11 protein-coding genes are annotated in these 12484 nt (G+C 43.9%); all 11 read right to left on the bottom strand.

Annotated features, from left to right (window positions below; genetic code table 11):
- Positions 1-10 precede the first annotated feature (10 nt).
- Positions 11-943 carry a dihydroorotate dehydrogenase gene (locus tag IGI54_RS05980; RefSeq protein ID WP_430621449.1) on the bottom strand — a complete coding sequence of 311 codons (933 nt, stop codon included), beginning with the start codon at positions 941-943 and terminating at the stop codon, positions 11-13.
- The gene (locus IGI54_RS05975) at positions 943-1731 is read right to left on the bottom strand and encodes a dihydroorotate dehydrogenase electron transfer subunit (RefSeq protein ID WP_430621479.1); all 789 of its coding nucleotides are present in this window, start codon (positions 1729-1731) and stop codon (positions 943-945) included. The genes IGI54_RS05980 and IGI54_RS05975 overlap by 1 nt, the downstream gene beginning before the upstream one ends.
- A 33-nt stretch (positions 1732-1764) precedes the next feature.
- Entirely contained in the window at positions 1765-4947 is a 3183-nt protein-coding gene (carB, locus tag IGI54_RS05970) for a carbamoyl-phosphate synthase large subunit (protein WP_430621448.1), read from the bottom strand.
- Positions 4948-6027, bottom strand: a complete 1080-nt coding sequence (locus IGI54_RS05965) for a carbamoyl phosphate synthase small subunit (protein ID WP_313631294.1) — start codon at positions 6025-6027, stop codon at positions 4948-4950.
- Positions 6028-6031: 4 nt separating this feature from the next.
- Positions 6032-7312 (bottom strand): dihydroorotase, encoded by a 1281-nt coding sequence (locus tag IGI54_RS05960; protein WP_430621447.1) that lies wholly within the window; start codon positions 7310-7312, stop codon positions 6032-6034.
- Between the two features lie 13 nt (positions 7313-7325).
- Positions 7326-8252, bottom strand: coding sequence for an aspartate carbamoyltransferase catalytic subunit (locus IGI54_RS05955; protein ID WP_430621446.1), 927 nt, complete (start codon positions 8250-8252; stop codon positions 7326-7328).
- A gap of 35 nt (positions 8253-8287) precedes the next feature.
- Positions 8288-9559, bottom strand: a complete 1272-nt coding sequence (locus tag IGI54_RS05950; RefSeq protein ID WP_216429236.1) for a solute carrier family 23 protein — start codon at positions 9557-9559, stop codon at positions 8288-8290.
- Positions 9560-9593: 34 nt separating this feature from the next.
- Complete coding sequence (pyrR, locus tag IGI54_RS05945) at positions 9594-10133, bottom strand: bifunctional pyr operon transcriptional regulator/uracil phosphoribosyltransferase PyrR (protein ID WP_071861354.1); 540 nt, start codon at positions 10131-10133, stop codon at positions 9594-9596.
- A 216-nt stretch (positions 10134-10349) separates the two neighbouring features.
- Positions 10350-11258, bottom strand: coding sequence for an RluA family pseudouridine synthase (locus IGI54_RS05940; protein WP_430621445.1), 909 nt, complete (start codon positions 11256-11258; stop codon positions 10350-10352).
- On the bottom strand, positions 11251-11712 hold the full coding sequence (gene lspA / locus IGI54_RS05935) for a signal peptidase II (RefSeq protein WP_430621444.1): 462 nt from the start codon (positions 11710-11712) through the stop codon (positions 11251-11253). Before lspA ends, IGI54_RS05940 begins: the two co-directional genes overlap by 8 nt.
- Before the next feature lie 2 nt (positions 11713-11714).
- A complete protein-coding gene (locus tag IGI54_RS05930; RefSeq protein ID WP_216429241.1) occupies positions 11715-12416 on the bottom strand; it encodes a CBS domain-containing protein in 702 nt (233 codons plus the stop codon).
- Positions 12417-12484 lie beyond the last annotated feature (68 nt).

The following is a 12484-nucleotide window of genomic DNA, read 5'->3' as shown; positions in this document are numbered from 1 at the left end:
TGCCTCCTGTTTAGCTATGCAGAAGCGGACTCGCAGCCCGAACTTCTTGCCGTAATTGTTCTAAGGATTCAATCCCTAGTTCCGCCATGCGAATGGGTAGTTCTTCAATCAACTTAGGACAAATATAGGGATCAGTGAAATTCGCGGTTCCGACTGCCACCGCACTTGCTCCTGCCATAAACATTTCTAGCACATCATCCACTGTTTGAACACCGCCCATGCCGATGATCGGTAGTTCGCTGACTGATGCTACTTGATTGATCAAACGAATCGCTACCGGTTTGATGGCCGGTCCTGATAAGCCCCCCGTCCGATTAGCTAAAATCGGCTGGCGCGTTTTTAAATCTATCCGCATGCCCAGCAACGTATTAATCATGGTGAAGCCGTCCGCCCCACCCTTTTCAATCGCCTTAGCAATTGGGACAATGTCAGTAACGTTGGGACTTAATTTGACATAAACGGGGACTTTTGCGACTTCCTTCACTGACTTTGTTAAACGATAGGCCACTTCAGGATCGGTTCCAAAAGCGATGCCGCCATGTTTGACGTTGGGACAAGAAATATTTAATTCAATTGCTTTGACGTTGGGGGCGTCGCCAATTTTGGCACAGACTTCAACATAATCTTCTTCACAAGCCCCGGCAACATTAGCGATGATCGGCAACTCTTGATATTTTTCAAGGCTAGGTAAAATTTCTGTTAAGACAACCTCCATCCCAGGATTTTGCAAGCCGATCGCATTTAACATGCCGCTGGGTGTTTCGGCAACCCGTGGCGTGGCATTGCCAAAGCGTTGTTTCGGTGTCGTTGCTTTGATCATGATGGCGCCTAATTGGTTCAAATTATAATAATCCGCATATTCTTTCCCGAAGCCGAAACATCCGCTGGCTGGCATAATGGGATTTTTTAAATCTAATCCAGGTAATTTGACTGCAATACTCATTAAAAAATAACCTCCCCAGCTTGGAAAACAGGTCCGTCTTCACATACTTTGACACTTTTGTTTTCATCTTCCGGCACATGGCAGACACATGCGTAGCAAGCACCCATCCCACAAGCCATTCGAGATTCCAATGAAAGTTGAACATTTTCTACTTGATTGTACAATTGTTCAACTGTTTTTAATAATCCGTTATTCCCGCAAGCAAAGACTGCATCCGGTTGAATCGATTCCGCCAATAGAAGATTACCGACATTTCCTTGAAGTCCAAAGGTACCATCATCGGTAGAAAAACGAGTCTCACCTAACGCTTGGAATTCATCAGCATAGTAAACGACTTCTTGTGTACCAAACCCTAAGAAATGGATCACCTTGATCCCTTTTTCATTTAGCTCTTTAGAAAGCTGATACAAAGGTGGAACACCAATCCCGCCGCCGACGATAAAGGCCGTGTCCCCTGCATTTAGCTGGTCGATTTCAAAGCCGTGGCCTAATGGCCCCATAACGTCTAACTGATCGCCTGCTGAAAGTTCCGCAAAAAACTTTGTGCCGTCCCCTTCAACGCGATAAATAATCGTACAAGTTCCTGCATCTTGGTCATATTGGTTGATACTAATCGGCCGACGCAATAATAAATCATTTCTTGGCACGCGGATGTGCAAAAATTGACCAGACATTTTCATTTGCTGGACTAATTCACCCGCCAAAACCAATTCATAAATTCTCGGTGCTAATTCTTGTTGACGAACGATTGTCATCATTTCCTGCTTCATAACGGCCTCCCTATAGATCGACAGAGTGAAGTGAACTCCACTCTGTTTAAATTAAATTTCTTGAATTGAAAACGCCCGTGATTCCATGACCCGTAAGATGGCATCTGCTGTATCTAGCGACGTGAATAATGGTACACCATGTTCCACTGCTTCTCTTCGAATGATAAAGCCATCTTCAGAAGCGTTTTGCCGGTTTTTATCCATCGTATTGATGACCACTTGGGCTTCTCCGCTGCGAATCAAATCGATGACGTTATGATCATCCGATTCCGAAATCTTCGCAATCGTTTTGGCGTTCAAGCCATTTTCTTCTAAGAATTTGGCCGTTCCCGTAGTTGCAATCAGACTATAGCCAACCTCTTTGAAACGTTTTGCAAGAGCCAAGGCTTCATCTTTCGTTTCATCAGCGACCGTGAACAAGACGGCTCCAAAGTCTGGCAGATAAAGTCCCGCTGCCGCAAAGGCTTTGTATAAGGCTTTGGCTAAGCTGCGATCCGTTCCCATGACTTCACCAGTTGATTTCATTTCCGGTCCTAAGTAAGTATCGACTTTTTGCAGCTTCGTGAAGCTGAAGACCGGTGCTTTGACGTGGACCATTTCGCTTTCAGGATACAACCCGTCTTGATAACCTAATTCTTTCAAGCTTTGCCCTAAGATCGCTTTTGTGGCAATTTGCGCCATTGGAATATTTGTGATCTTACTCAAGAACGGCACCGTCCGGCTAGCCCGTGGATTGACTTCGATGACGAAGACTTCATCGTTATGGATGACAAACTGGATATTCATCATGCCGATACAATTCATCCCTAGTGCCAAACGGCGAGTGTAGTCCTCAATCGTCGCCTTCAACTCATCTGAGAAGGTTTGCGGCGGATAAACCGCCATCGAGTCGCCTGAGTGAACCCCAGCTCGTTCGATGTGTTCCATGATTCCTGGAATCAGAACGGTCTCACCGTCACAGATCGCATCAACTTCACATTCTTTACCAATCAAGTAACGATCGACTAAAACGGGATGTTCTGGGGAAGCTTTTACGGCATTCGCCATATAATCTTCTAAGTCTGCTTGATTTTCGACGATCTCCATCGCGCGTCCCCCAAGGACATAACTTGGGCGAACCAAAACGGGATAACCGATTTTTTCAGCGATTACTACTGCTTCTTCAGCACTAGTTGCTGTGTCACCTGGCGGCTGCGGAATAGCTAATTTTTGTAAGACTTGTTCAAATTGATCACGATCTTCCGCTCGGTCTAAATCTTCGATCGTCGTTCCTAAAATTTTGACGCCGCTTTTGACTAACGGTTCCGCCAAGTTGATCGCCGTTTGTCCGCCGAATTGAACGATTACGCCGATTGGCTGCTCTAGCTCAACGACGTTCATAACATCTTCTAGCGTTAGTGGCTCAAAGTATAACTTATCTGAAACCGAGAAGTCGGTTGAGACTGTTTCAGGGTTGCTGTTCATAATGATTGCTTCATAGCCGGCCGCTTGAATCGCTTTTACCGAATGAACCGTCGCGTAGTCAAACTCGACCCCTTGTCCGATCCGAATTGGTCCTGAGCCTAAAACAAGAACTGATTCTCGGTTAGAACGAACGCTTTCGTTTTCAAATTCGTAAGTGCTGTAGAAATATGGCGTTTGTGATTCAAACTCCGCCGCACACGTATCGACCATTTTGTAGACGGGCACGATTTTTTCACTCGTTCTAAATTTCCGTACTTCGTCAGCGTTCATATTCCAAAGTTGCGCGATTTTTACATCGGCAAAACCATTTTGCTTGGCTTGTTTTAACAAGCTCACGTCTTTTTTATTCTGTGCTAACGCTCTTTCTAATTCGACAACGTGGAGTAATTTATCTAAGAAGAACAAATCGACTTTGGTCAATTCATTGATTTCTTGGATTGAATAACCGCGGCGAATCGCTTCCGTTAAGTAAAACAAGCGATCGTCTTGCGCTTTAACCATTTTTTCCGTTAATTCATCGTCGGTTACTTCACTTAATTCTGGCAGTTCTGCATGATAAGTCCCGATTTCTAATGAACGAACCGCTTTTAACAAAGATTCTTCGATGTTACGACCGATCGCCATCACTTCACCAGTGGCTTTCATTTGTGTCCCAAGTACCCGCTCGCCGCTTTCAAATTTATCAAAGGGCCAACGTGGAATTTTTGCGACAACATAGTCTAACGTTGGTTCAAATTCAGCATACGTCGTTTCCGTAACCGGGTTTTTCATTTCGTCTAAGGTAAGCCCGACTGCGATTTTGGCAGCCAGTTTCGCAATTGGATAACCAGTCGCCTTACTTGCTAAAGCAGAGGAACGAGAAACCCGCGGATTGACTTCAATGACATAATAATTGAAACTGTGTGGATCAAGAGCCAATTGAACATTACAGCCGCCTTCGATTTTTAATGCGCGAATGATCGAAAGTGAAGCATCCCGCAGCATTTGATATTCGTAGTCGGATAGGGTTTGACTCGGCGCGAAAACGATTGAGTCTCCTGTGTGAATGCCAACTGGATCGAAGTTTTCCATATTACATACAACGATCGCGTTATCCGCAGAGTCTCGCATCACTTCGTATTCGATTTCTTTAAAGCCGGCGATTGATTTTTCAATCAAACATTGGGTCGCAGGTGACAGCTTCAAGCCATTTTCGGCGACAGTTCGAAGTTCTTCTTCGTTGTCGCACATCCCACCGCCGGTTCCCCCTAGTGTAAAGGCTGGGCGAACAATGATTGGATAACCGATCGTGTTCGCAAAGGCCACTGCTTCTTCGACTGTATTGACGATCTCTGATTCAGGAATCGGCTGGTCCAATTCTTCCATTAATTGTTTGAACAAATCACGGTCTTCCGCTTGGTCGATGGCGGATAATTTGGTACCTAATAGTTCGATTTTCAATTCATCTAAGATGCCGGAGTCAGCTAATTCCATCGCCATGTTTAAACCCGTTTGTCCACCTAGTGTCGGCAAGATTGCGTCTGGCAATTCTTTCCGCAAAATACGGGAAACAAATTCCAAGGTAATTGGTTCAATATAAACTGTATCAGCGATTTCTTGGTCCGTCATAATCGTCGCTGGATTTGAATTGACTAAGACAACCTCGTAGCCTTCTTCTTTTAGCGCTAAGCAAGCTTGTGTGCCGGCGTAATCAAATTCCGCGGCTTGTCCGATCACGATCGGTCCTGAACCGATCACGAGGATCTTTTTAATATCTGTACGTTTTGGCATTTATGCTTGCTCCTTCCATGCATCCATCATTTCCATAAATTCATCGAATAAATGAACGCCGTCATGTGGACCCGGCGCAGCGTCAGGATGGTACTGAACACTGAAAGCTGGGTAATTGCGATGACGGACACCTTCGATCGTGCCGTCATTGACTTCCACGTGGGTGATCATTAATTTTTCCGGATCAATGGTCTTTTCATCTACCGCGAAACCGTGGTTTTGTGAAGTGAAATCAATACGTCCAGTCGCTATTTCACGAACAGGATGATTTAATCCGCGATGACCAAATTTCATTTTATACGTATCTGCACCGTTAGCTAATGAGAATAATTGGTGACCTAGACAGATGCCAAAAATTGGAACCTTTCCTTGAATCTGTTTGATCATTTCGATTGCTTCCGGTACATCTTTCGGATCTCCTGGTCCATTCGTCAGCATCACGCCGTCAGGACATAAGTCTAAGATTGTTTGCGCATCGGTGTTGTAGGGCATCACCGTTAAGTTGCATTCCCGTCGTGATAGCTCCCGTAAAATACTATGTTTTAAGCCAAAGTCGATGACGACGACATTGCGTCCAACACCGGGACTTGGATAAGGTGTAACGGTTGAAACTTGCGCCACTTGGTTCGTTGGCAAGACCGTTGCTTTTAATTGGTCAAAGGAATGCTCTAATTCATCGGCTGGATCAACGATACTGCCTTTCATTGTGCCGACACTGCGTAATTTTTTAGTTAAAGCCCGCGTGTCGATTCCGGCAATTCCAGGAATGCCTTTGCGTTTTAAAAATTCGTCTAGCGTCATTTGATTGCGCCAGTTACTAGCTAGTCTCGCATGTTCTTTTACGATCACACCTTTACAAGTTGGTGCGATCGATTCATAGTCATCGCGGTTGACACCATAGTTTCCTACCATTGGATAAGTAAAGGTAATGATTTGTCCATTGAAACTTTGATCGGTAATCGTTTCTTGATAGCCGGTCATGCTGGTGGTGAATACTACTTCACCGACAACATTTGCTTCAGCGCCAAAGCCTTCACCCTCAAATACTGTGCCATCTTCTAAAATTAAAAGTCTTTTCAACGTCTTAGTCCTCCTTGTTGTATACCAACTGACCATCCACAAAGGTCATTAATGTTGCGCCCTTGACTGGCCAACCAGTGAAAGGGGTGTTGACTCCTAGTGATGCGAATTTTTTATCATCGATTTTTTCTTCGTGGTTTAGATCAAAGACCGCGATGTCCGCCGGTTGACCAATCGTTAGTGTGCCGACGGTCATGCCGAAAATTTCAGCTGGTTTAACAGCCATCCAATCAATCACTTGTTCTAAAGTAAATCGTCCTGTTTCAACAAAGTGCGTATAAATCAATTGGAAGGCTGTTTCACTGCCAACGATTCCGAATGGTGATTTCAGGAAGCTTTGATTTTTTTCTTCAAAGCCATGAGGGGCATGATCGGTAGCGATACAATCAATCGTACCGTCAAGCAAGCCTTCAATCAAGGCTTCACGATCTTCGCTTCCGCGTAATGGCGGGTTCATTTTCCAGTAGCCGTGGTCTTCTGGGATGTTTTCATCGATCAAGATCAAATGGTGAGGAGAAACCTCCGCTGTCACATGTACACCGGCCTTTTTTGCGTCACGAATCACGCGAACACTTTCTTTTGTAGAAACGTGGCAGACATGATAATGAACGCCGGTTTCTTCTGCTAAGATCAAGTCTCTGGCAATTTGTGAGGATTCCGTAGCACTTAGAATTCCAGGTAAATCAAGCTTTTCACTGATCTTCCCTTTATGCATAACACCGCCGAATAATAGAGATTCGTCTTCCGTATGGGCAACTAGTGCCATATTATTTCCCGCTGCTTCCTTCATTGCTAAGTACATGGTTCCGGCTGTTTGCACACCAACTCCGTCATTGGTGAAGGCAAAAGCACCGGCTGTTTTCAGCCCCTTTTGATCGGTTAGAACTTCACTTCGCAGCTCTTCGGTAATCGGCGCATATTGATGAACTTTTACTACCGCATCTTTTTCAATGATCGCCATAACGTCATTGAATTTTTCTACCGTGTCAGGTACTGGATTTAAGTTTGGCATCGCGCAAACGGTTGTATAGCCGCCGCGAGCCGCCGCTTTAGAGCCGTCCTTGATCGTTTCTTTATAAGTAAAGCCGGGTTCTCGCAAATGAACATGAACATCAACTAAACCTGGTGTGATTAATTGATTTTTTGCGTCGTACTCTTGATCAAACGTCATGTCTGAGAAATCCTTCCCGATACCAGCGATGATACCGTCTTCTAACCAAAGGTCACATGTTGTTGTTTGATTGTCTTTTGTTACGATCTTTCCATTTTTAATCAATGTTTTCATAGTATCTGCCCCTTTACGATTTTCCTCTAAGTACTGCTTCTAAAATTGCCATCCGAATGTACACACCGTTGGTCATTTGTGGTACGATCCGCGACTGCAGACTCTCCACTAAACTATCCGCGATTTCAACATCTCGATTGACTGGCGCCGGGTGCATAATGATGGCGCTTGGTTTCAACTGTTTTCCCCGTTCAATCGTTAAGCCGTATTTTTCGTGATATTCTTTCTTTGAAAAACTTTCCTGTCCATCATGGCGTTCGTGCTGAACTCTTAACAGCATCATGACATCGACTTCCGGCACAAGCTCATCTAATGGTCGGTAGGTACCGTAAACATCAAAGCTCTCGTCGTACCATTCCTCAGGTCCCGAGAAAAAAACCTCCGCACCTAAGCGTTTCAGCATTTGCATATTTGATTTAGCGACTCGTGAATGGGTAATGTCTCCAGCGATAGCAACCTTTAAGCCGTTGAAATGACCGAATTCTTGATAAATCGTCATCAGATCCAACAAACACTGTGTCGGATGTTGTCCGCTGCCATCGCCGCCGTTGACGATTGAACATTGGATCGTTTTACTTTGGATTAATTCGTCATAGTAATTTTCATCTCCGTGGCGGATCACTGCCACATCCACCCCTAAGGCTGACATGGTAAGAACGGTATCGTAGAGCGTCTCACCTTTTTGAACCGAGCTGGTTTTGGCATCAAAATCAATCACATCTAATCCCAGTTTTTTCTCAGCGACTTCAAAACTTTTGTGGGTCCGGGTACTATTCTCAAAAAAAAGATTAGAGACAAAGTATTGATTTTTATTAGGTGTCCACCGTGCTCCCTGCTTGAATTGCTGAGCTCTTTGAATCAGTCCCATGACTTCTTGATCGGTTAAAGCTTCCACCGTCAATAAATGTTTCAGACTGATTTCTTCTGACTGGATGATCATGAAATTTCCTCCTCTTCATTCTTCGCTAGTTCTTTTTATTTCTCACTGCGTGCCTGTTCCGGCAAGATTAAGTTTAAGATAATTCCTAGGACGGTGGCTAAGGCCATGGCAGATAACGTAAAGGTGCCCGCTTCGAAAACCAGTCCGCCGATCCCGATAACTAAAATCGTTGAAGCAATCAATAAGTTCTTTTTACGGTCAAAATCGATTTTGTTCTCAATCAAGATTTTTAATCCGCTAGCGGCGATGACGCCGAACAAGATGAAGCTGATTCCTGAGATAACTGGTCCAGGAATACTTAAGATCAAAGCGCTAAGTTTTCCAACAAAGCCTAGTAAGACCGCGAAGACTGCCGCACCTCCGATAACGAAGACACTGTGCACCCGCGTGATTGCCAAGACACCGATGTTTTCACCGTAACTGGTTACTGGCGGTCCGCCGACAAGTCCGGCAACGATTTGCGCTAAGCCATCCCCCATCAAGGTGCGATCTAAGCCAGGATCATCGAAGAAATTGCGTTTTGTTAATTTATTCAAAACCATCAAGTGACCGATGTGTTCTGTCATAGTAACAAAGGCGATTGGCGCCATTGTCGTGATCGCGCTGATATACAGCTTTGGCTGATAGCTGACAAAAGGTACATTGAAAGCTGGCATCGCAAGCCAGTTCGCATCAATGATCGGCTGATAATCGATGATTCCGAAGATCATCGCTGTAATGTAGCCGCCGATGATTCCTAAAAGAATCGGAATCAAGCCTAAGAAGCCAGTGAAAAACATATTGAAGAAAATCGTTAACGCTAACGTGATCAAAGCGACCATCACATATTTGAAGCTGTAAGTGCCGTTGTTGTACATCGCGTTTTGCGCGGCGTTGCTGGCTAAGCCTAAACCGATGACCATTACGACTGGTCCTACTACGATCGGTGGCAAAATTTTATCCAGCCAGCCTGAACCGATTTTTCGAATAATGAAGGAAACAATCAAGTAAACCAAGCCGCAGGTTAAAGCACCTTGAGCGATTGCCGGATAGCCGTCTGATTTCATTAATAATTTCATCGCTGCGATAAAAGCGAAGCTGCTGCCTAGGTAAGCCGGAATCTTTCCTTTAGTTACGGTTAAGTAAACCAACGTTCCTAAACCAGAACTGACTAGCGCGATACTTGGGTTGATCCCAACTAAGATAGGAACTAAAACCGTTGCGCCAAACATCGTGAACAAGTGTTGAATACTCAAGCCGATCCAATGACCGGTACTTGGGCGATCATGTATATCTAAAACAACGTCATCATTGTGGAACTCTTTCATACAAAAATCCTCTTTCTAGCATCTATACATTTTTTTAGTCTTCTTCTTTTTGAATCATGATACGATCTTGTCCGTCGTTTTCTTCCATCTCAACGACGATTTCCTCAGTTAAAGCTGTGGGAATATTTTTTCCTACATAATCAGCGCGAATTGGTAATTCGCGATGACCACGGTCAACTAAAACGGCTAGTGAAATGCGATTTGGTCGGCCTAAGTCGATGACCGCATCTAGCGCTGCCCGAATTGTTCTGCCGGTGAACAAGACATCGTCAACTAGGATCACTTCTTTGCCTTCAATCGAAAAAGGAATATCGGAGGAATGTAATTCAGGTTCAGCCTCTTGAACTTTTACATCGTCACGATATAACGTAATGTCTAATTCTCCGACTGGAACGTCAATGTGCTCAAGTTGTTTTAAGCGCTCCGCAATTCGTTGGGCGATAAAAATTCCACGCGTTTTGATTCCGATCAAGACAATATCTTGAACCCCTTTATTTCGTTCGATGATCTCGTAGGTGATACGAGTCAACGCTCGTTTCATTGTTACTTCATCTACAACCTCTTTTTTATACATCCTGTCTCCTCCTTATTTTTTACAATAAAAAAACTCCTACCCGTAGTTAGGTAGGAGGAATGTTATCGACTTCGTCAAAATGATAGCGTTCATCTAGGCGCACCTAGCTCAAACTACTATCGACTTCCTTCTTAGCCTCACGGGACTACTCTTAAAGGATCATATTAAGTTATTTATTTCTTACTACAGACACTATACTATTCCTTAAATAAGAAATCAATCTTTTTCTTTTAACTGTTTCAAAGTTTTTTTGAAAATTTCTGGTAATGGTGCTTCGAAGACCATCATCTCGCCAGTCGTTGGGTGTTCAAAGCCTAATAATTTGGCGTGCAGAAACTGTCCGTTGCCTTTTAACGTCTTTTTCGGTCCGTACAGAGGATCACCGGCGACCGGATAACCAATGTATTGCATATGGACTCTGATTTGATGTGTCCGGCCTGTCTCTAGTTGTAATTCGATCAACGTAAAACCTTCAAAGCGTTGCAACACTTCAAAATGAGTGACCGCCGACTTACCATCTTCAATCACCGCTTGCATTTTTCGATTGACCTTTGAACGGCCGATTGGCGCTTCGATCCGCCCTTTTTCATGAGGAATCTCACCGTGAACCAAAGCAACGTATTTTCGCAAGGAAGTTTTATCTTTTAATTGTTTTGCCAATGCTTCATGGGCATGATCATTTTTTGCGACCATTAATAATCCAGACGTATCCTTATCAATTCGATGAACGATCCCCGGACGAATTACATCGTTGATCGTCGAAAGGTTTTTCACTTGATATAATAACCCATTGACTAACGTGCCTTTGGGATGTCCGGCTGATGGATGGACCACCATGCCTTGGGGTTTATTGACTACGAGGACATCATCGTCTTCATAAACGATGACTAAGTCCAGATTCTCCGGTACAAGATCCAGTTCTTCTGGTGCAGGAATCTCGATCAAAATCTTGTCCCCAGCACTGACTTTGTAATTGGCTTTGATGGTTTTTCCGTCAATCGATACATGCTGATCTTTGATCCATTGCTGAATCTGAGAGCGGGAATAATCCGACAAACGATCGTTTAAGACCTTATCGATCCGCCCGGTTTCTGCTTTAATAATTACTTCAATTTGATTATCCATTTTTCTTATCTCTCTCATCTAATAAAATATAAATAAAAATCATAATAACCCCAGTGACTAAGGCCATATCTGCAATATTGAAAATCGGGAAGTTAATAAAATCGAAGCGGAACATATCAACGACATAACCTAGGCGAATACGATCGATAAAATTACCAATCGCGCCGGCCAAAAAGAAACTCAAGCCGATCGTCAGCCACTTGCTTTCGTGGAGGTGTTTGATCAAATAATAGATCACAGCGACCACCGCTACAATCGTGATGACGATAAAAAAGATTTGTTGGCCTTCGAATAAGCTAAAGGCACCACCAGTGTTCCGAATATGGGTTAATGATAAAACGTTTGGAATAATCGTTTGGCTATCTCCAAAATTGTATTGACTCACGATCCACCATTTGAACCATTGATCCAAAGCGATGAGGGCACCGCTAAGTAATAAATAAACTGCTATCAAAATTACTGCTCCCCTTCTTGAACATAAATATCCCGTGGTCGAATGATGCCTAAAAGGTTTCCATCCGAATCCCCATTTTTAGTAATCAAAACGGCTTCCAAGATCCCTTCTGTTTGAAACATTTGTTCCACTTCCGAAACCTTCGTCTCAGCTGAGACAAACTTAAAGTTCGCTTGCTTGCCGTTCGCCCGTAATAAATCTTCTGCGATCCGACCTTCAAGCTTAACTGAACCGTTCAAACTTTCCTGTGCAAAGAAAAATCCGATCGTCCGCAAGGTTACCAGCCCGATGAATTTACCGGAGTCATAGACCGGAAATTGTGAAAAGCGCTTTTTGTTAATGATCTTCATGATTTCAATCATCGGCAGATTGCGTTCAAAGCCCGTAACCTTCTTACCAAACCGCGGTAAAACTTTTTCAGGCCGCAGCAGGCTTTCTTCAATCGCTTTGATTCGTGCCACTGCCCAATCATTCGGCTCCGCAATCACAAAATCATCCGCCACTTGATCATGAACAATCGCATTACGCAGCTGAGCCAACTGTAACAGATCGTTCTCGTTTCCACCGATCACATTATCACGGCGTTTTGAGAGACGGCGAACAGCTTCGCTAAAGCCCATATTACTTGGATTGCCTAATAAACGTTTTAATTCTTTTTCAATTCGATTGAAGGTACTTAAAAAAAGATCCGCATTGTCTCCCACGAGGTCCACTCCTTCCAAACTAGCTAGTATAACTTTTTTCAATAGGTTCAGTATAAGTGAAAAAACAC

This window comes from Enterococcus sp. DIV0800 (genome assembly GCF_050559735.1).
GTDB lineage: Bacteria > Bacillota > Bacilli > Lactobacillales > Enterococcaceae > Enterococcus_A > Enterococcus_A devriesei.
The sequence above is the reverse complement of the archived record's forward strand: the minus strand, read 5'-3'. Positions and strand labels throughout refer to the sequence as shown.

Coding starts and splice junctions, on each gene's coding strand:
- pyrR (WP_071861354.1), bottom strand. CDS start 10,133: ATGTATAAAAAAGAGGTTGTAGATGAAGTAACAATGAAACGAGCGTTG.
- carB (WP_430621448.1), bottom strand. CDS start 4,947: ATGCCAAAACGTACAGATATTAAAAAGATCCTCGTGATCGGTTCAGGA.
- IGI54_RS05940 (WP_430621445.1), bottom strand. CDS start 11,258: ATGGATAATCAAATTGAAGTAATTATTAAAGCAGAAACCGGGCGGATC.
- IGI54_RS05950 (WP_216429236.1), bottom strand. CDS start 9,559: ATGAAAGAGTTCCACAATGATGACGTTGTTTTAGATATACATGATCGC.
- IGI54_RS05960 (WP_430621447.1), bottom strand. CDS start 7,312: ATGAAAACATTGATTAAAAATGGAAAGATCGTAACAAAAGACAATCAA.
- IGI54_RS05955 (WP_430621446.1), bottom strand. CDS start 8,252: ATGATCATCCAGTCAGAAGAAATCAGTCTGAAACATTTATTGACGGTG.
- IGI54_RS05980 (WP_430621449.1), bottom strand. CDS start 943: ATGAGTATTGCAGTCAAATTACCTGGATTAGATTTAAAAAATCCCATT.